We start from the raw sequence: 19,699 nt of genomic DNA on the forward strand, positions 1-19,699 counted from the left end.
GAGCAGTGCGGCCAACGCACTGTTGCTGTCAGCTTCGCGCCCCGCAGGAAGACCGCGAGCCTCTGGTCCGACCGGACCTCTGGGTCAGCCCAACTGTCTCAACAGCGCGAGGCCACTCTGGTCGAGTTGGTAGAAGACGCTCGCGCCCATGCGTCGCTTCCACACCACTCCACTGCCGGACAGCACGGCCAAGTGCTGAGAGACGGTGCTCTTCGCCAGCCCCAGGGACTCCGCCACGGCGGTGGTCGTCATCGGCAGTTCGAGGGCCCGCACCACCTGCGCGCGTCCCTTCCCCAGCAGCAACGCGAGCCGGTCCTCGCTCCGGTCACCGTCGGCTCCGGCCGTCAGTATCCGCAGGCGCCCCGTGGCCCGCGCCTGGTACGACATGGCGACCCCGTCAGGGCCCTCGACGAGCAGCCTTAGACCGCCAGAGAACACGGTGGGGACGAGGAGCAGCCGGGACTTCGTGATCGTCAGGTCCAGGTCCCGGTGGTAGGGCACGGTGAGACGGGGCCTGGTCCATAGCACCCGGCCGCCCAGTTCGCCGAGCATCGCCTCGGGGCCCTTGACGGCGAGCGTGCGGCCGCGGAGCCGGATCTCCTCCTCCAGCGAGGAGTGGATCCGATTCCAGTGAGGAGCGAGCGTGCAGTCCCAGTACCGCGACAGCAGGGAGTAGAGGTGCTGCGCCTCCGGCGGGTTGCCCCTGGTGCGGCGCAGGTGGTCGAGTTCGGCCGCGAACGTGTTCCTCGCGGGGTCGGGCAGGGGCAGGAACCCAGGAACGAGGCGTGACAGCCCGGGGTCACGCAGCACCCTGGCGAGGTCCTGCGCCAGGACCGCCGACATGGTACGACGCACCGCCCGCGCCCACTCCGTGTACGGCGCGGGAACCTCGCCCCGGTACCGGGCGAGCAGACCGATGCTGCCGAAGGTCTCCCACAGGGGGCTGAAGGTCAGTCGGACGGTGCGGAGTGTGTCCTCGTCGACGTCGATCCTGATCACGACGCCGCATACCGACCACGAGTTCGTAGCGCCACTTCTTCATCTCCCTGTTCGATGATCCGTACGGTGTGTGCCCGGGACCCCGGTGCCGGCCATGGGCCGTCAGGAGACGTCGACCCGCATGGCGATGTCCTGGCACAGGGCGAGCACGTTCTTGATCCAGGGACGAGGGTCGGCGTTGTCGTACGTCTGCATGGTCTCGATCGCCCAGTACTCGTCGAAGGTGAGAACCCCGGGAGCAGCGGCCTTGAACCTGTTGGCACGCCATTTGGGCTGGTGGCTGCCGAACTCCCCGGTTCCTTCGAGGAGGGCGTCGACGGCGTGACCGAAGGCCTGCCGGGCCGAGAGCACCGCGCTCTCCAGGTCGCCCGTCTCCATCTGTCCCAGCGCGTCCTCGACGTAGGTGTCCGCCTCCCCCAGGGAACGGGCGATGACGAAGGAACGGAACGCCGTCCCGCCGAGCCGCTCGCGTCGCTCCTCGACCCAGTCGGCGCCGATCAGCGGACGGCAGTGGCCGAGGCGGGCGAGCGTCAGTTCCTCGATGGAGGTGAGTACATTCCCCGCGATGGTGCCCCGTTCATACGCCTCCCACGAGACTTTGGCCAGCATCTGGTCGATCTGCGCGTCACTCCAGTACTTCACCTCCCACCGCTTGTCCTGCGCGTAGAAGACCTCCACGCTCACCACAGGGGGCTCCAGGGGCACCGGTATGGCCTCGCTCGCGTCGGCAGCGATGTGGAGCGGGTTCGAGACGAGGTAGATGTCGTAGTCGCTGCGCGGGTTATGCCAGCCGCGGGCGACGGAGCCGACGATGAACGCCGCCCGGGTTCCCTCGGGAATCAGCTGCCGCTCCCGCAGCGGAGCCAGCCACTCTTCCTCGGTCCTCTTCCCCATGTCGTACGCCTCTCTCTTGACCTGTCTCACCATTCGACGATCCCCTGATCCGCCAAGCCGACGAGGAACTCTACGACGTCCGCCAGCGCCTGTTCCTCGTCGACCCCGTACTCCTGCGCCACCAGCCGAGCCACCTGAAGGGTGCTCCTGCGACCGTCCAGCGAGGCGAAGATGAACGCCGCGCTGTCCTCAACGAGCAGCGCCCGAGCCTCGTCCCCGACAAGGAAATCGTCCTTCATCCGGCGGATTCTGATCCCCAGCACACGACGCGGAACGGATTCGCTTCGCTCGACGACCTCATCCATGGGGGATTGATCTCTCCTTCTTGGCAAACGTTTCCACAAGGGCTGAAGGGTTCGAGGTGTGCGGTGTCAGACCCGCACCTCACTCAGATCACGCAGCTTCCGCACCGTGCTCGTCATGAGCACTAGCGGCGCCAGCAGGAAGCCCGCGCACACCGTATACAGCGCAGGGCGCAGACCGAGCGAGTCGGCGAGTACACCGCTCAGGAGGGCCCCTAGGGGAAGCGCGCCCCATGAGATGAAGCGCACCGTGGCCATGACCCTGGAGAGGAGTTCGGGCGGTGACTCCACCTGCCGGTGTGTCCTGGTGAGGATGCTGCCGATCACCACTGCCATCGCCACCGCGGCGTTGCCGACGATGAAGAAGCCGATGGTGCTCTGCGTGGTCGTCATCGGGATCACCAGCGCCAGGGCGCCCCCGAAGACTCCCGACACGATGATGGCGCGTGCGGTGCCGACCCGAGACGAGAGCCTGCCCGCCACGATCGAGCCGATCAGCGATCCGACTCCGTCGGCGGCGATCACGAGCCCCACCACGGTGGGCGAGGACCCGGCCTCCCGCACCAGGTAGAGCGGGGTCAGTGCCATCAGGGCCGCGGTGAAGAAGTTGTTCACCGTCGCCCAGATCACGCACGGTCTCATCACGGGATGCCTCATCACGAAAGCACATCCCTCGCGTATGAGCACCCCCACCGGTACTTGCGGCAGCGCCTTGGGCCGGCGCTCGGGGAGTGTCCACAGCGTCACGGCCGACACCAGGTAGCTGATGCTGTCGATCACGAGGACGTCGACGGCGCCCACGACCTTGATGAGCAGTCCGCTCACGGACGGCCCACCGGTCTGGGTCACCGCGTCGGTGGCGGAGATCAGGCTGTTGCGCGCAGTCAGTTCGTCCTTGGAGACCAATGCGGGCAGGTACGTGGAGTTGGCGATGTCGAAGAGTACGGTCGCCAGGCTCGTGATCAGAGCCGTGAACAGCAGATGCCCGAACGTGAGTCGGTCCATCCACCAGGCCACCGGTATGGAGCCCATGGCCACTGCGCACACCAGGTCCATCGTCACCTGCAGGCCGCGCAGCGGAACCTTCTGCACGATGACTCCGGCCGGCAGCCCCAGCAGAAGCCAGGCGGCCTGGCTCGCGGCGGCCAGCAGCGTCACCTGGAAGGTGCTGGCATGCAGGGTGCTCAGCGCCACGAGCGGCAACGCCACCGCCGTAATGTTCGATCCGGTGCGACTCACGGTGGAGGAGAACCAGAACCGCCAGAACATCCGGAAGTCGGTCGCGGTCTGAGTGATCGTCATCCAGCAACCTTCGTGGAGATGTGGGCGGGCGTGTCGTATCCCGACCCCAGCAGCCCGGACTCCTCGAATGCGGCGAGGGTGCCCTGGCCCCGCAGCGCTCCGACCTCTTTGAGGTAGCGCGTCAGTTGTGCCGCCGCGGCGGCGACACTGCTCCGGACCCGGTCGGCCGGCCAGCTCTCCGTGATGACTTGGTCGATCTGCTCACCGGTCAGGCCGATGTCACGCAGGTGATGTGCCGTCTGCGCGTAGTCGGGCTCCAGGAAGGCGTAGACGATCTCGGGGATCAGCGGTCCGATGGCCTCCCGTTCGGCGCGCCCGAGCGCCGGCCACAGATGTGTGAGCAGAGACCTGAAGTACACGTGGTGGCGGCCTTCGTCCTCCGCGTGATCACGGATGATGTTGCGCACGGACAGCGGCAATCTGTCGTCGCGCGGAATCTCCGACAGCATTCCAGAGATTAGGGTCTCGCTCACTATGCCGAACAGCAGGCCTTCCACACCTCGCAGGTCCTGTGGCAGCCGTCCGCGTATCTTATCGAGCCGCAGCAGGAAGGCAGGCGGAGCGCAGGTGCCCCTCAGCGACCACGGCACACCGGTCTCGGTCTCGATCTCGCAGGTGAACTCGTGCGAGAACTGCGCGTGCCAGGCCTCGTCCGTAACGATCTTGTACGCGTCGGACATCATGCGTCCGGGCAGGAAGAGCCCCGAACGCCCCCGGCTGATCTTCGTGGCGACGGGGATGACCGCGAGGGTCTCCAGCTCCGTCGTGAACTCCAGGTAGTCGTAGAACCGTTGCAGGAGCAGCCCCTTCACGACCGCGCTCCCCTTCGCCGCGACCAGGGGATGGCGCACCACCGGGTACAGCTCGGGCGGGAAGTAGAGCTCCAGTTCCGCGGCGGCGAAGTGCCGACGGGGGCGGCGTCGAACGCTCGCCAGATCGTCCCAGCGTTCGAAACGGCTGACGTACTCCGGGCCGCGCGGGCGTTCGGCAGCCGCTCCTCGGAGCAGCTGCTCCTCGAAACGTTGGATATACATGCGCGCTCCCGTTATGCGGCGAAGAGGACAAGCCGCTGGTCGACTAGCGTGTCCAGCTCCTCCTCCACGGCCTTGAGTTCGACGCCCGCCTCGCCGAGCACCATGGCGAGTGTGGACGTCCCATCGATCCGCTCCAGTACCCGGACGATCGGGCTGTCCGGGTCGAGCACGAACTCGATCTGCCCGTCGTTCACGAGGTACTGGTCGCCGTCGGCGTGGGACAGCAGCAGGAGCCCCTCTGCGGAGACGGGCACCGCGTTCAGGTCGTGGTTCCGCCCTGGTTCGAATAGTTCCCGGGTATCGGCCACCGGGTCGCTGTGGACCCGGAGTTCCGGACGCACCGTGCCCGCGTCCATCGACTCCAGCCGCGGCGCGGACGTCGCCATCTCGGCAAGCAGTCCCATGTTGACGATGCGCATCAGCAGTTCCACGGAGGGGGAATCACTCGTCCCCTGCGCGAAGTCGTTCAGCCGTCTCCGGATCCTGTCGGCGTCCAGGAAGGCGTCCGCCCCGGGGGCCGCCAGGGCCTGCTCGACCAGTTCGCGCCCGTTTTCGTTCATCAGCCGCACCAGCATGGCGTAGGCGTGGTGGGTGCCGTTTCCGTAGAAGAAGGGGACCTTGGACCGTTCGGCTATGCGTCGCGGAACCCGTGATCCCACGGCGTCGCGGAGTATCCGCTTGTCCCACAGCAGTCGGGGACGGAGGTGTTCGGGAATGGACGCGGTGAGTTCCACGATCCGGTGGTCGAGGAACGGCACGCGGGCCTCGACACCGCTGCCGGCCGCGGTCCGGTCCTCGTGCCAGACGTTGTACTGCTGGACCTTGCGGTACTCGGACAGTACGTACGAGGCGTAGAGGTCAGTGTCCCGTTCCGCGCCCGGGGGGTGGAGGGCGTCCTCGGACAGGAACGCCTCGCCCTCGCCCCACCAGTAGCGGAGGCCGGGCATCCGGTCGAGGCGCGTGGTGCGGTTCATCCCGCGCAGTCCGGCGAGGAAGCCCGGCCAGTCGTCGCCCATGCCGTCGGAGTAGCCGCCGTTGAACTCGTCGCTGGCGGCGCCGAGCAGCATGCCGCGCAGCTCCGGCCGCACCTGACGGGCGAACCGGTGGAGCTCGTGCTTGTAGTACACCTCCGGCCCGACCATGGGGCTCTCGGTGAGCCACACCAGACGCCTCCACTGCTCGGGGGTGGGCGTGAGGCCGGGCTCGAAGAGCACCTGGTGGTTGGGGACCCCCCACTGACGGGCCAGCCAACTGGAGTGCTCCGCATCGCCATTGGCGCGCGTGCCGCCGCTGAGGGCGGTGAAGGTGTGGAGTCCCTCCGCCTGCTTCCTCGCCAGGGCCAGGACGATCGACGAGTCAATGCCCCCGGACAGGAAGAGCCCCAGTTCGGTGTCGGCGGTCGCGCAGTCCTGGATCGACGCTTCCAGCAGGTCGCCGTACCGCTCGATGAAGCCCTCGGCGCTGGTCGACTCGTCGGCCTCGGTGGGCAGTTCCCAGTATCCATGCTCCGTCGTCCTGCCGTCACGGAGGTCCACGCGCAGCACCGTGGCGGCGGGCACGCTCTCCACGCCCGCGAACCACGTGCACATCTGCTCCGGGCTGAAGCGCGGGGCGGCGGCGGCGAGGGGTACGGACAGAGCCTTCTCCCAGGCGAACCGCCGCGGGGTCGTGGGATCGGCGAAGAGGGCCTTGATCTCGGACGACATGACGATGCGCTGGTCGGTGCGGTGGTAGTACAGCGGCTTGATGCCGAAACGGTCGCGCGCCAGGATGAGTTGTCTGCGGGCTCGGTCCCAGAGAACGATCGCGAACATGCCGCGTACGTCGCACAGGAAGTCCAGGCCGTGCTGGCGGTAGAGGTAGAGCAGGACCTCGCAGTCGGAACCGGTCTTCAGTCGTACGTCCGAGGGAAGCCCGGCGGCCAGCTCCTTGTGGTTGTACACCTCGCCGTTGGCGATCAGGACGAGGTTGCCGTCGTCACTGACGAGCGGCTGAGTGCCGTCCTGCGGGTTCACCAGGGACAGCCGGGTGAAGGCGAGGCCCACCGGGCCTCTGCGCAGCAGCTCGCGCTCGTCGGGGCCCCGGTGGTGCAGCAGGTCGGCCAAGTTGTTCAGGAGGGCGTCGAACTCCGGCCCGAGATCCTGTCCGTCGAGCCGGGCAAGTCCTGCGAGTCCACACATGAGTAGTCCTTCAGCGGCGCGTTGACCGTCTTTTCGAATTGGGGTGGTAAGTGCGCCCGTTGAACGGGCGCACTTACCGAGGGTCCATGATCAGGCCGTGCCACGCAGAACGGTGCCCTGGGTGACGTTCTGGGTGGCGGGCTTCGTGTACTTGCGCATGGAAGTGCCTCTCTCTCAATGGTGTACCGGCAAAGGCCCGGTGGCCTTGGTGCCACTGGTTTCCGCTTCACCGGCGACCGGAGTCAACCACGGTGGCAGCGGCCTCGACCAGACGTTTCGCCTCTCACCGAATCACCATTCCGTTTGCCCGGATCACACGCGGATTGCCAGGAGTGCGGCGGCTGCTCCTCCCTTTTCACACCGCTGCAGAACGACCTCCGCCCTTGTTCGGGCCCGAACTTGTCTCGCGCAGCGAGGGGTTGTATAGATGGGAATTCCCTCCGGGTGTTGTGTGCGGCGCGCCCCCCGGCCGGATGCACCCCATACTCGATACGGCCTTTCCCTTCCTGCTGAATTCCGGCCGGAGCTAGTGGCGCGCGAAGGCCGTACCCGCCCTTTTGAAGTCTTTGAAATCACTGCTTCCGGAGTGAGATTGTGACGCACAACCAGGACAACTCGTCCTCGGGCACCACGCACGCGACCGGCGACCTCCATGACGTGTGGCATCGCTTTCCGGGCCGTGCATGGCCGGGAGAGGCCGAGGACGCGGACCTGGCGCTCCTGGGCTGGATCGGCCCGCTCGCCGTCTCGGCCCAGGAGAAGCTGCGCCAGCGGCTTGGGGAGGCGCGTCCCGGGACTCCCCTGCCGGACCACTCCCCCGCGGTTCTCGCGCTCCCTTCCACCCGCTTCCTGGCCATGGTGAAGCCGATGCTGGTGGAGGAGCTGAGAGCGGCGCGGGAGGCCCGCGAGGCGGACGGGCCGGACGAGACGGATGGACCGGAAGCGGGAGTTCGGGGTTTCGAGCGCTTCACCGCCTCGCTCCGTGACCCGGAGACCGCAGTCGCCCTGCTGCGGAAGTATCCGGCGCTGGCCCGGGAACTGGTAGCGGAATTCGACCGTTGGACGGCATTTCGCCTGGAATTCGTCACGCGGCTGGTGGCCGACCTGCCCCTGCTCCGGGAAGAGCTGTCGGTGACGGCGGCGTCCGCAGCCGCCGTGGAAGCCGTCGACTTCGGGGCGGGAGACGCCCACAACGGAGGAAGAGCGGTGGCCGTCGTCTCCTTCCGCGGGGGGCTCAAGGTGGTCTACAAGCCCCGCTCCCTCGCCTGCGACGCAGCATTCGCGGGGTTCGTCGCCTGGCTCGGCGACCAAGGTCTGACGCACCGTCTGCGGCCGGCGCGCGTCCTCGACCGCGGCACTCACGGGTGGTCGGCCCACTACGCGCCGGCCCCGTGCCCGGACCAGGATGCCCTGCGGCGCTTCTACTGGCGGCAAGGCGCCTTCCTCGCCGTGTTCCACCTGCTGCGCGGCTACGACATGCACTTCCAGAACCAGGTGGCAGTCGGCGAGGACCCGGTCTACTTCGATCTGGAGGCGCTGTTCCACGCGGAGTCCTCGGACCCGGGGTGGCTCGACGACGCGGAGGATGTGGTCGCGCGGCGGGTGCGCGAATCCGTGCTGGCGGTGGGCCTCCTGCCGCACCGGCTCGTCCGCACCGACGAAAACGGCGTCCGCGCCATGGAGATGAGCGGTCTGGCCGGCGGCGCGGCACCCGGTGAGTTCTGGGCCCACCCCCGCACCGAGTACCGCGATCCCGGTTCGGACCGCATGACACCGGTCCCCGCGTTCCGCCCGGTCGGGGAGTACGGCAACCGCCCCACCGTCGTGGGCAGCCGTCACCACCCGGAGGAGATGGCCGACGACCTCGTCTCGGGCTTCACTCACTGCTACCGCCTGCTGCTCGCGCAGCGTCCGGCGCTGTCGCGGCCCGACGGACCGCTGGCGCGATTCTCCGGGGTCCCCGTGCGGGCGGTACTGCGCGACACCTTCCAGTACCGCGCCGTACTCACCGAATCCTGGATCCCAGCCCTGCTCACGGATCCGGACGGGCGCCACACCCACCTCAAGAGCCTCGCACGGCACGACGCCGGGCACGCGGCCGAGGACAGCGAGTGGCAGCAGCTGGCGTGCGGCGACATACCCTCCTTCCAGACCACCCCCGACAGCACCGACATCGCCGACCACCACGGGATCCTGGAGCGGGACTTCTTCACACGCACCGGCATGGACGGTGTGCGGAACCGCCTCGCGTCCTTCTCGGAGGAGGACCTGCGGGAGCAGATCTGGTTCGTCGAGACCTCGTTCGCCACCCGCCAGGAGGGCGGCCACCTGTGTCTGCCGGCCCCCTCCGCGCCCAGTTCCGAAGCCGCCGGGCTCGATCCGGACCTGGCCCTCTCCGCGGCCCGCGCCATCGGGGACCGGATCTGCGACTCGGTGATCCGCGGCGACGAAGGACTCGTCGAGTGGCCGTCACTGTGCATGGCGGCCGACCGCTACTGGCTCCTGGAATCTAGCGGAATGGGTCTCTACCGCGGCGTCAGCGGCATCGCACTCTTCCTCGCCGAGCTGGGAAGGGCCACCGGGACAGACCGCTACCGGGTCCTGGCCCAGGACATCCTCGCCGCCCTGCTGGACCCCGACGACATGCCCGAACCGGACGAACTGGCGGGCCTGGGCATCGGGGCGTACGACGAACTGGGAGGCGTCCTCCACCTCCTGACCCGGGCGGGCGAGCTCTGGGGCGCCCCGGAACTGCTGCGTTCCGCTCACCGTCTCGTGCCGGCGTTCACCGCGGCCTTCGACGCGCCGCAGCCCCTGGACGTGGTGACCGGGGTGGCCGGAGCGGCGCTGGCCCTTGTCGCCCTGCAGCGGGCCAACCCCGGCGCCCAGGCCCTCGATGCCGTCCGCGCCGCCGGGGCGGGCCTCGGCGACATGACGGAATCCGGTGTCCCGGGGTTCGCCCACGGCCTGTCGGGCCGAGCCCACGCATTGACCGCCGTCGCGAGTCTGACCGGCGATACGGCGCTGCTGGACCGGGCGGCCGAGGCGCGCAAACACGTCGCCGGCATGCGTCTCGCCGCCGACTCCTGGTGCCGTGGGAACGCCGGTCTCGTCATGGCCGAGGCGAGCGGCCGACGGCTCGTCGACGGCCTGGATCAGCAGCGGCCCCACGGGCTGGACCTGGTCGTGGCGGCCACGGTGCGGGGGGTTCACGACGATTCCCTCTGTCACGGCACCTTCGGCCTGGTCGAGGCACTCCTGACCACCGCCGAGCACACGGGCGACGAGGAGTTGTCGCGGATCGCACGCGACGCGGCGGCAGATGTCGCCCGTCGGGTTCTCGCCGGCCGGGTGGTGACCGGCGTGCCACGGGCCACGTGGACACCCGGACTCCTCGACGGGGCGGCGGGTATCGGGTACGGCCTTCTAAGGACCGCGGCACCGCACCGGGTGCCGAACATCTTGCTGATGTCCACCCCTTGAACATCAGCGGCCAAGGACCAAGCCCTGGTCCTGGGCCGCGGATACGAGCGTGCAGCCGAGCGATGTGCCCGGTCGGCCGGGCCGAACCCGACATCGGAAACTCGCAGTTGGCCGCCGTTGCCGCGCCGGGAGTTGGCCGCTGGGCGTCGGCTGATCCGCCCTTTCTGCTCGGGCAAGCACAAAAGCATCGACGCCCTCGGCGGGGCAGCATGGACATATCGCTGCAGACGGGGAACGAGCGAGACAGCGGAGCGGAGCGCAGGCCCGTCCCTTCGACTCGCTAATCGGCTCTTCGGCTCGGCCCTTCGACTCGACGCACGTCTGGGGCTCGTCCGCGACCTGTATCCGCGCTGTGCTCGTCGCGCCGATGGGCCGCATCGCGAACGAACGCCCGATGAAGGGAAACGAGTACCGCCCTCGCAGGAACGTCTGGTACTCGTACGACGCCGAGCGACGCGACAGTCGAGCGCCTCACGCGCGGCCCGACCTCGGCGCCACCACTCCCACAGGAAATGGACGCCATGAGGGACGGAAAGGGCGGGGACCTGCCCCGGGCCCCGATCGGCAGCCGCTGCGCAAGGATTCGCATGTGGGCGCCAACGAAATCTGAAGCCTGCCGGTATTTGCGCACCAGCCGTGATGAACGGCCATTCGAGATCCGATGAGCCACCGCTCCAGCAGATTGACGCCCCATCAGACCATTGTAGGAACCTCCAATGGCGATGCCGTCAACTCTCGATGAGATCACCCTTGATCATTCAGTCAACAGGGCAACCGCGCAAGCCCTCACCCCCAGAAGCCCAGGTCAATCGGATGACACTCCCTATCGGAAACCACCCCAAACCGAACATCCGGCGCTGACCGATTTCCGTTTTAGTGCCATATATCCGTGGTGCAGTTCACATCGATCGGCGCCATGCTGGCGAAATCACTGCCGTAGGAAACTACAAAGATCACCACGTCGCTTCCTTGTGTGGTGATCTACCTCTACAGTGAGCCAGGGCAGTGGATCTTCCCCGGGCAACCCACATAGATGACGCGGAATATCGCGGGATATGGATTTTCGATGGGGAAGTTCTCGGCCTCACAGAATTCCCTGCCCACATGCCCAGCAAATCCTTCTCGGTGAACAGGAAGGAGGGGAGCCGTCTCTCTCGAAATTGAGCGCAAGTTCCGTGTCGTCGACGGCTGGAAAATCCCTCCGGACTGCCGGATGTTTCGTTGCGCCAGGCCTATCTGACCTCTCCGGAGGCCGAAACAGAGGTACGGATCCGGTCTCTGGCGAACATCTACGTCATGACCGTGAAATCCGTCCGCGACGCCGGTGGCGGTGGCGGTGGCGGTGGCGGTGGCGCGAATGTGCGCGAGGAGGTGGAGTTCCCCACCGACGAAAACGTCTTCCGCAGTCTCTGGGAACTTGCCCCGTCCGGCTGGCCAAAGACCGCTCCACCGTTCATCTCGACGGGGCGGAAGCCGTCGTGGACGTCTACACCGGATCACATGAAGGGCTCCGGGTCGTCGAAGTCGAAGTCGAACTCGAGGACATGACCCAGGCTCGGAACTTCGAACCGCCGAGCTGGTTCGGCCCCGAGATCACCGACAGGCCGCTTGGGGAAAACGTGCTCTGGCACGCGAATCCGGCGGTCGGCAGCCTGACCGCGCTCCACGGCTCCCTCTTCGATCACCTGTTCAGCACCACCAAATCGCTCAGCAAGGAATGCTCCATGGCGAAACTGTCCAACTACCGGGATTCCGGCGTCGACTACCACGTGCTCGACCGGATCAAGCGTGAGGCCATCGACCGAGCCAAGGCCACCAGCGGGCTGCTCGGCCTCGTCGGCGCCGAGGAGGTGCCCGAGTCCAGAGGAGCGTCTGCCTACGTCTTCAAGACCGGTGGCATGACCATGGCCATGGTCATCGAAGGACTGGGCACCAAGTCGCTCATCGCCCACCATGTGCTGCGCGACGGCGGCCCCAACCGGTACGCGGACGTGGCGGTCGACGCCGTCGCCGCGATCGTCAACGACGTGGTCTCGGTCGGCGCCGCACCGCTCGTGATCACCGCCTACTTCTCCACCGGGGACGCCGCCTGGTACGCCGACAAGGACCGCGCCACCGCACTCCTGTCCGGCTGGCAGCGCGCCTGCGAGGAGTCCGGCGCCACCTGGGGCGGCGGCGAGTCGCCCGCCCTGCCCGGTCTCGTCGCCGCGGACGGGCTTGAACTCGCCGGCAGCGCCCTCGGGATCGTGCCGCCCGGCCGCGACGCCGTACTCGGCCAGGACGTCGCCCCCGGCGACCGCATCGTGCTGCTCGCCAGCTCCGGACTGCACGCCAACGGTGCCTCCCTGGCCCGGCGCGTCGCCGCCGACCTGCCGCAGGGCTACTCCACTGCCCTGCCGAGCGGCCGTACCCTCGGGGAAGCCCTGCTGGACCCCAGCATCATCTACGCCCGCTTCGTCCGCGCCCTGCTCGCCTCCGAGGTGCGCCCGAAGTTCCTCAACGGCGTGACGGGCCATGGCCTGATGAAGGTCATGCGCGCCCCCAAGCAGGTCCGCTACGTGCTGGAGACCGTCCCCGAGGTCCCCGAGGTCCTCGACTTCCTCACCCAGCAAACCGGGATGTCGACCGCCGAGGCGTACGGCACCCTCAACATGGGCATCGGCTACGCGGCGGTCGTCGCCGCCGATGACGCCGACGAGACGGTACGGCTGGCCGAGGCCGTCGGCTACCAGGTCTGGAACGCAGGCGAAGTCGTAACCGGCGACAGGTCGCTGAGCGTGCCGCACCTCGGCATCGAGTTCGCCGACGGCGACCTCAGGCTGGGCTGATCACATGTCTGTGACACCTGGGCTGCGCATCGCCATGCTGGGCCCGGACGGAATCGGCAAGACCACACTCACCGAGAACGTCCGCAGCCGACTGGCCGACCACGGCATCGACCTCCACGTCGTCAGCTGGCGCCGCCTGATCGACGGCTCCCCGGCCCAGTCCCCCTATCCCCAGACCGCCTTCGAGCAACTGTGGGTGGAGGACTGGCGGCTGCTGTACGGGGGCGGCTCGGTCGCCGGGCAGCCCGTGGACGAGCGCATCCCTCGCACCTTCGAGGGGTTCGCCGCGCTGCGTGCCGAGGAGACGTTCCCGCTCGGCGCCGAGGGCGTGCGCTCCTCCGGACCGCTCGCCTCCGGGCTCGTCGAGGCCGCCCTCGACTTCGTCATCGAGGCAGAGGTCGTGCGCCCCAAGGCCGCCGAGGGCGTCGTCGTGGTCCGCGAGAGCTTCGGCTACAAGCCCGTACTGAAGGCACTGCTCATCGCCGCCGCCTGCCAGGCCGACACCGTGCCGCGTGAGGTCGTGGAGCGGATGGTCACGCGGGTCACCGACATCTATGCCGACCCGTTCCTCCAACCCGACATCGGCATCCTTCTCGACGGCGCCGCGGGCACGGCGCACGCACGGCGCAGCGTGGAGGGCCGGGGCGTCGGCGTGGCCGAGGACTTCGCCCTGTCCGGCCGGACGGGTGCCGAATCATTCCTCTCCCTCCAGGAGGAGTGCGCCGCGCACTTCACCAAGGCGGCGGCCGACTGGGGCTGGTACCGTCTCGACGTCGGCGACCGGACCCCGCAGGACCTGTGCACGGAGATCGTGGACAATCTGCTCGCCCCCCGGCTGTGGGGTGGCGGGACGTGAGGAATCCGGCGGCGAACGCCGTGCCACGCGCCCCCGGAGCCACCCCGTTACCGGCCCGCGTGGGGCCGTACACCGTGCTGGTGGGTACCGAGGGCGTGTCGGAGGCGGCGCCGTCCCGTACCCCGTGCGTCACAATCCACCCCCGCCCGGAGGATTCCGGCGACGGCACGCGGCGGATCCGCCGTGTGCCGTCCGGTCTCGTCGTGCCCGGGAACTTGGTACAGGACGACCTGGTGTTACGGGCCGTGGCGGCACTGCACGGGGACGTGACCCTCTACGCACGTGTGGATACCGGTCCCGGGGGAGTCTGCCGAATCGACCTCGCCCCGCACGCGCCGGGATGTACCCGCCAACTGGTGGTGCTGCGCGGCACATCGGCGTTCGTGGACGGACGTCCGTACGCGCTCACTCACGTCACTGATGACGGGAGGGACCTGTCGCGACTGCCGGACACGGAACGGATCGCACGCCTCCAGGAGGCCGCCGACCCCGCCTCCCCGTGCGCCACGGCCCACGCGAGCGGCAGCACGGAGCTCGACCCCCTCCTAGAGCGGGCCGCGGCCCTGGCGACCCGTCTCGCTCTCCCCGCCATCGCGGCTTCGCTGCCGAACCAGGCGCGGGACGCGCACGCGGACGCACTCGGCATCGGCACGGCCATCGACTCTCTGCGTGACCTCCAGCACCACGCCCACCACCTGTACGGCCGACTGGAGCCCGAGCGGGCACTTTCCTGGTTTCTGGAGGAGCTGGGCGAACTCGCCCAGGCCATGCGGCGCGCCGAGCCGTCCGTCCGGCTGGAGGAGGAGCTCGGGCAGGTCGCCGCCTGGTGCTTATGCATGGCCAACATCGCCCGCGTGGATCTCGCTGGCGCACTGTCGCGAGCCATGCACGAGGAACACGGCCGTCAGCTTCGCAAGTACGGGGCGCTGCGCCCCTACGTCTCTTACGAGGAGGTCAGTTGAGAATCGGTCTGCCCAAAGGAAGGCTCCTGCGGCACTCCGAGGCGGCACGAGCAAGCGCCCCCACCAGCACGAGTTCCTGGCTGCTGAGACTGCAGGACATCCCCGGACTGGTCGCCGACAGCTCCCTCGACGCCGGCATCACCGCCGAGGAGTGGATCCGCGAATCGCGCTCCGACGTCGTACGGTTGACACCGCTGTGCTGGTACCACATCCGCATCTGCGCCATCGGGCATCCCGAGCACCCTGTGGGACCCGCGCCCCGGATCGTGTCCGAATACCCGTCACTGGCCGCCGAGTACACGAGGTGGCGGCACCCGAACGCGACGGTCCGTCATGTCCACGGCGCTTGCGAGGCGTACATCCCCACCCTGGCGGACCTCGCGCTGGACTGTGTGGAGACCGGCCTGTCCATGAAGAAGCGTGGCCTCGACATCGTCGAGGAGCTCTTCCGCGGCGACGTCTGGCTCGTCTGCTCGCGCGAGACCGCGGCGGACCACCGACGCCGCGCCGAGCTCCTGGCCTGGGCCATCGACATCCGCCACGGTGACACCGAGTGCGCCTGGCAAGCAGAGGACGCTCATGTCACCGCATGAGACAGTAGCACCGCACACGACGGCTCGCGTGGACGTGCCGTTGCATTCCCTGCCTCCGCACCTTCGCCTGCTGGCCTGGCCCGCTCTCCGGGGAGTCGGCGGGCCCGTCCCGCTCGATGTTGTCGTACCTGACCACTACAGCGGCCTGCCCACCCCCCTGCTCGCCCAGGCCGACGGCGTCGCGGTCCGCTTCCCAGCCGGCCCGGCACCCTCCGACGCGGCCCTGCTGACCCTCCTGACCTCGCAGACCACCACGCCGGAACTGCGTCCCCTGCTCGACATCGTCGTGGGCATGGCCATCTGGGACGAGGCACTGCGCACCCGGGGCGTCTTCGTCGGCAACGCGTACCTCGCCAGCGAGGACGCCGTGGGCGCCCTCCTGACAGTCACGGGGGTGGAGGTCCCCGGCTCTCTGGTCGGCCACCTCGAGGAACTCCAGGCGTTCGAGCTGCTGTACCGCTTCCCGGTCGCCTACAAGTTCCGCGGTATGTACGGGGCCGAGCGCCAGTGCAGGCTCAACGGCTGGGGCCGGCTGCTGTACCGGCACCTGGCCGAGGCCGACGGCGCCGGGCTGCCCGTCGCGACCTGGCGTGCCGCCGTCGACCGCCACCTGGGGACGTACCACGAGCCCTACCGGGTGGCTCTGGACCGCGCGGTCCGCGCGGTCGACGAAGCACCCGGCGAGACCTGGGACACGGTCCGGGCGCTGCCTGTCCCAGTCCTCATGTAACCCCTCTCAGACTAACGGAGAACCACATGCGCTCCACCCGCAACCCTCTGGACCTGTCGAGCCTGGGCTACGGCAGCTGGGAGGCCGGCGGCGGCACCACCTGGGGCCCCAACGCCTCGCACGACGAGGTGATCAGCGCCGTACGCCGGTCCATCGACCTGGGAATGAACTGGGTCGACACCGCAGAGGTGTACGGCGGCGGCGGTGGTGCCGAGACTGTGGTGGGCGAGGCCCTCCAGGGCCTCGGTGGCGTGCGTGTGTGCACCAAGGTGGCGCCCGAGCCGGACGACGAGCGGTACACCGAGTCCGGACTCCGCCAGGCACTCGAACAGTCCTTGAAGCGGCTCGGCCGGGACCGCATCGACCTCTACCTGCTGCACTGGCCCGCCTTGGAACTGCCGCTGGAGGTGACCTGGGAGGCAATGTCCCGGCTGCGGGAGGAAGGACTGGTCGGTGCGATCGGCCTGTCCAACTACCCCCTCGAGGCCGTCGCCCGCTGCGCCGATCTGGCGCCCGTCGACTACGTCCAGGTCCAGGCCTCCCTCTTGTATCGCGACGAGCTCGACGCCTTCGGGCCGCTGTGCCTGAACCGGAACATCGGTCTGCTGGCCTACGGGCCGCTGGCGTACGGTCTGCTCACCGGCGCCATTGACGAGGACACGCAATTCGCCGACTGGCGCGGTGGCGAAGTGATGGCGCACGACTTCTTCTGCGCGGAGAACCACCCCCGCTTCTTCGCCCCGAAGGCCCGTCGCGCCCACTTGCCCGTCGTCCGCCGCCTCGCCCCGCTCGCCGAGCAGGCCGGCTGCTCCGTCGCTCAACTGGCGCTGGCCTGGCTGCTCGCCCGGCCCGAGGTCGTCGCGGCTGCTGTCGGCACGCGCAACCCCGTCCACGCGGAGGCGAACGCAGCCGCCGCCGGGATGACTCTCGACGAGGATCTGCTCCTAGCCGTCAGCGCCCTGATGGAGAAGTGAGCCAGCGCTCGAGCAGAGGAAGTACGGCTCTCAGATCATCGCCGTCCACCGCCGCCGTCGCGGCACGCCGGGCCTCTGGCGTGCCGTTGAAGGCGATGCTGTACCCCACCTCTTCGAACAGGGGGAGGTCCGACCGGCTGTCGCCAACGGCGACGCACGCGCTCAGGGGCACTCCGAGCCGATCCGCCTCAGCGACGCAATGGTCGCGCTTATCGTACTCGTCGAAGTGGTATAGCACCCGCCCCGTGTACCGGCCCCGCACCACCTCCAGCCGAGGCCCGCAGAAGGAACCTACGCGGAACCTGTCCGCGAGGAACCGCCCGACCGGCTCCCACGCCAGCGTGGCCAACACCGGCACCAGTTCCCGCCGCGCGCACCAGGCGACGGTCTCCGCGATGCCCGCGACCAGCGGCAGCCCGTGCAGCCACTGGTGCACTACGTCCTCGTCAACTCCGGCCCATCCCCGGGCATCGATGACCGACACCTCTTGGTTACTCATCTTGCCCAGCGCGTATGCCTCCTCGGCCGCGGTCAGTGTCTCGAAATGCCCCAGGAAGTCGGCAATATGGGCGGACGACGTGGTGCCGGGCACCAGTGTCCCGTCCACATCGAGGAACACAGCTCCCCGCAGGGCGGAAGTTCCAATTGAGGTCTCCGACACGTTGTCCTGCCCATCGCTCCGGCCCCTTGCCCGCCTCCGGAGTGCATCCACAGCCGCTGCAGCGGGTTCGTGAGTCTGTGCGCTGACGTCCGGGAAGTCGCAGGCTTTATACACCCACATCGCCGGTTTCCCAAACCGGCGATGCTGACCACACTGGAATCCACGCAGCCTACGCGCCCACCTCCCGGAGCCGCGTATTGCACGCTGGTGCACAAGCCAACCGGAAGATGGGATCGCTGATTCTCCGTGGGTCAGGGTTCCATCGGGTGTTCTCGAGCAGAGAACTCCCCTGATCAGGCTGGACTTTGCACTGGTGATACCGCACGTTGTGTGGTCCCGATTCCGAGTCGTGACCGCCGGAATTCCACGATCTCCCCTCCAGGATGTAGATGCCCCACCGCACCACCCCGCCCCGCCCCGCCCCGCCAACGAGGACCAGCCCGCGATAGATGCCGACGAGTGGTGCACCACCAACGAACTCGCCCGGTTGGTGAAGGTCGATGCCTCGACATTGCGCCGCTGGCGCACTCATAGCCCTCCGCAGGGCCCACCCTTTGTCCGGCTCCCCGGACGCGTGGTTCTCTACGGTGCCGCGGATGTACGTCAGTGGATGGCCTCGCGGCGCGTATGCCCTGGGCAGGGCGCCTCATGCCCCATGTGGAACGGCTGCCCGTCGCCGTATCCCTCTCCCCCGACATCGAATTCCGCCCCGGACGCGGGCTGCCGTAACCGGGCACGGGTGCGCTGGACGGATCCGCACACCGGCGAGCGCAGCTCCCTCTCCCGGTCTCACCCCACCCACGACGACGCTCAGGAGTGGCTCGATGCCCTGGCCGCCCAGGCGGAGCCGTCGGCCGCGGGCACGTTCCGACACCGGGGCGGGCATAGCGTTCCAGGGGAGAGCCTGCCCCGTGAAGGAACAGCTGAGGCCCGGCTCGGGCAGCCAAACTACGTCCTTGGATGCACAGCAGGGCCAAGAGGACGAAAGCCACGACGTGCCGACTTTGTGATGCACTTCCGCGGTTCCGACGTATCGCAGAGCCTCCATGGCTGGACAGCGAAACCCCACTCTTCCCGGGCGTCCGTGGGGACGGAGTCGGTGCGTATACGCAGGGGCTTGCCATTGCCGTCCTTCAGCTGGACCCACCGTGTGGTCTGGTAGGGGTCGGTGTAGCGGACCTTGATGCCCCACTGGCACGACTTCCCCCATGGCGCGATCGCCTGCACCTTGAAACCACCCGAGGGCTGACCGCCTCCGACCTCGATGTAATGGGTGCTGAAGTAGGACTCGCCTTGTCCCTCGGTCTCATCGGCCAGCACCGGTTCGCCGACGAGGGGCGGAATATGGAGCTGAAGACCTTCGTAGGATGCTCCGCCCTGCGACGGAAGCGCCACGAGGGTGTGCCCGGTGCTCTTCCGGCAGGTGACGTCGGTGACCTGCCAACCGTTGATGACCACCGAGGTGGACCGGGTGCTCATCACGCTCATCTGGAACACGTCGGCGTAACCTCCGAGGGTGCTCGACTCCAGCTGATCCTTGTACCGCTTGGGGGCGTTCTCCAGCGTGGCCTCCTCGGCGAGCGGGCGACCACCCAGTTTCCTCAGGTACGCGAAGGCGCCCGAGCGGTCGTTCTCGACGGCTACCAGTTTCTGCTTCTCTTCGGGAGTCAGCGCCCGGTCGAGAACCACCGTCCATGCCTCGGGCTCGTCCTCCAGGGGCCGCACGGACACCGTGAACGGCACCTTGTTGGCGTCATACTCCGCATTGGAGTCGTTCTCCCTGATCACACTGGGTTTGATCATGAGGTAGTCGGTCAGCGTGTCTCTGAAGACGGCCACGAAAGCGATCGACAGCATCACCAGCAAGGTCACCGCTCGTCGCCGCCGTGAGGAGCCGGGTG

At 68.3% G+C, this 19,699-nt stretch carries 15 protein-coding genes; 7 read left to right on the forward strand and 8 right to left on the reverse strand.

Annotated features, from left to right (window positions below; all coding sequences use genetic code 11):
• Positions 1 to 84 precede the first annotated feature (84 nt).
• From NMK44_RS42585 to asnB, 6 genes are all read right to left on the reverse strand, one after another.
• On the reverse strand, positions 85 to 999 hold the full coding sequence (locus NMK44_RS42585; protein WP_254753024.1) for an ArsR/SmtB family transcription factor: 915 nt from the start codon (positions 997 to 999) through the stop codon (positions 85 to 87).
• 102 nt (positions 1,000 to 1,101) lie between these two features.
• Positions 1,102 to 1,893, reverse strand: a complete 792-nt coding sequence (locus tag NMK44_RS40655) for a hypothetical protein (protein WP_254753026.1) — start codon at positions 1,891 to 1,893, stop codon at positions 1,102 to 1,104.
• Between the two features lie 26 nt (positions 1,894 to 1,919).
• The gene (locus NMK44_RS40660; RefSeq protein WP_254753028.1) at positions 1,920 to 2,198 is read right to left on the reverse strand and encodes a PqqD family protein; all 279 of its coding nucleotides are present in this window, start codon (positions 2,196 to 2,198) and stop codon (positions 1,920 to 1,922) included.
• A 66-nt stretch (positions 2,199 to 2,264) separates the two neighbouring features.
• On the reverse strand, positions 2,265 to 3,497 hold the full coding sequence (locus tag NMK44_RS40665; RefSeq protein WP_254753030.1) for an MFS transporter: 1,233 nt from the start codon (positions 3,495 to 3,497) through the stop codon (positions 2,265 to 2,267).
• Positions 3,494 to 4,531, reverse strand: coding sequence for a diiron oxygenase (locus NMK44_RS40670; RefSeq protein ID WP_254753032.1), 1,038 nt, complete (start codon positions 4,529 to 4,531; stop codon positions 3,494 to 3,496). The genes NMK44_RS40665 and NMK44_RS40670 overlap by 4 nt, the downstream gene beginning before the upstream one ends.
• Before the next feature lie 11 nt (positions 4,532 to 4,542).
• Complete coding sequence (gene asnB / locus NMK44_RS40675; RefSeq protein ID WP_254753034.1) at positions 4,543 to 6,711, reverse strand: asparagine synthase (glutamine-hydrolyzing); 2,169 nt, start codon at positions 6,709 to 6,711, stop codon at positions 4,543 to 4,545.
• Positions 6,712 to 7,305: 594 nt separating this feature from the next.
• Between asnB and lanM the strand changes: the two genes are divergently transcribed.
• The 7 genes from lanM (at position 7,306) to NMK44_RS40710 (ending at position 17,137) form a co-directional block, all read left to right on the forward strand.
• On the forward strand, positions 7,306 to 10,194 hold the full coding sequence (gene lanM, locus NMK44_RS40680; RefSeq protein ID WP_254753036.1) for a type 2 lanthipeptide synthetase LanM: 2,889 nt from the start codon (positions 7,306 to 7,308) through the stop codon (positions 10,192 to 10,194).
• Between the two features lie 1,478 nt (positions 10,195 to 11,672).
• Positions 11,673 to 13,022: an AIR synthase-related protein gene (locus NMK44_RS40685; RefSeq protein ID WP_254753038.1), complete on the forward strand. Its 1,350-nt coding sequence runs from the start codon at positions 11,673 to 11,675 to the stop codon at positions 13,020 to 13,022.
• Between the two features lie 4 nt (positions 13,023 to 13,026).
• On the forward strand, positions 13,027 to 13,878 hold the full coding sequence (locus tag NMK44_RS40690) for a hypothetical protein (protein WP_254753040.1): 852 nt from the start codon (positions 13,027 to 13,029) through the stop codon (positions 13,876 to 13,878).
• 203 nt (positions 13,879 to 14,081) lie between these two features.
• Positions 14,082 to 14,840: a MazG nucleotide pyrophosphohydrolase domain-containing protein gene (locus tag NMK44_RS40695; RefSeq protein ID WP_254753042.1), complete on the forward strand. Its 759-nt coding sequence runs from the start codon at positions 14,082 to 14,084 to the stop codon at positions 14,838 to 14,840.
• Positions 14,837 to 15,433: a type 2 periplasmic-binding domain-containing protein gene (locus NMK44_RS40700; protein ID WP_254753044.1), complete on the forward strand. Its 597-nt coding sequence runs from the start codon at positions 14,837 to 14,839 to the stop codon at positions 15,431 to 15,433. Before NMK44_RS40695 ends, NMK44_RS40700 begins: the two co-directional genes overlap by 4 nt.
• Before the next feature lie 28 nt (positions 15,434 to 15,461).
• A complete protein-coding gene (locus NMK44_RS40705; RefSeq protein WP_254753046.1) occupies positions 15,462 to 16,163 on the forward strand; it encodes a hypothetical protein in 702 nt (233 codons plus the stop codon).
• A gap of 26 nt (positions 16,164 to 16,189) precedes the next feature.
• Entirely contained in the window at positions 16,190 to 17,137 is a 948-nt protein-coding gene (locus NMK44_RS40710; RefSeq protein WP_254753047.1) for an aldo/keto reductase, read from the forward strand.
• Here NMK44_RS40710 and NMK44_RS40715 read toward each other — a convergent pair.
• A complete protein-coding gene (locus NMK44_RS40715; protein ID WP_254753049.1) occupies positions 17,115 to 17,756 on the reverse strand; it encodes an HAD family hydrolase in 642 nt (213 codons plus the stop codon). The genes NMK44_RS40710 and NMK44_RS40715 overlap by 23 nt on opposite strands.
• A 990-nt stretch (positions 17,757 to 18,746) precedes the next feature.
• Positions 18,747 to 19,699: hypothetical protein (locus NMK44_RS40720; protein WP_254753051.1), on the reverse strand; the 953-nt coding region annotated here is incomplete at its 5' end.

Origin of the sequence: Streptomyces cucumeris, from assembly GCF_024295805.1 — a bacterium.
GTDB lineage: Bacteria > Actinomycetota > Actinomycetes > Streptomycetales > Streptomycetaceae > Streptomyces > Streptomyces cucumeris.

Bases quoted from the DNA above. Each gene is read 5' to 3' on its own strand.
- NMK44_RS40660 (WP_254753028.1), bottom strand. From the start codon at position 2,198: ATGGATGAGGTCGTCGAGCGAAGCGAATCCGTTCCGCGTCGTGTGCTG.
- NMK44_RS40710 (WP_254753047.1), top strand. From the start codon at position 16,190: ATGCGCTCCACCCGCAACCCTCTGGACCTGTCGAGCCTGGGCTACGGC.
- asnB (WP_254753034.1), bottom strand. From the start codon at position 6,711: ATGTGTGGACTCGCAGGACTTGCCCGGCTCGACGGACAGGATCTCGGG.
- NMK44_RS40665 (WP_254753030.1), bottom strand. From the start codon at position 3,497: ATGACGATCACTCAGACCGCGACCGACTTCCGGATGTTCTGGCGGTTC.
- NMK44_RS40655 (WP_254753026.1), bottom strand. From the start codon at position 1,893: ATGGGGAAGAGGACCGAGGAAGAGTGGCTGGCTCCGCTGCGGGAGCGG.
- NMK44_RS40670 (WP_254753032.1), bottom strand. From the start codon at position 4,531: ATGTATATCCAACGTTTCGAGGAGCAGCTGCTCCGAGGAGCGGCTGCC.
- NMK44_RS40690 (WP_254753040.1), top strand. From the start codon at position 13,027: ATGTCTGTGACACCTGGGCTGCGCATCGCCATGCTGGGCCCGGACGGA.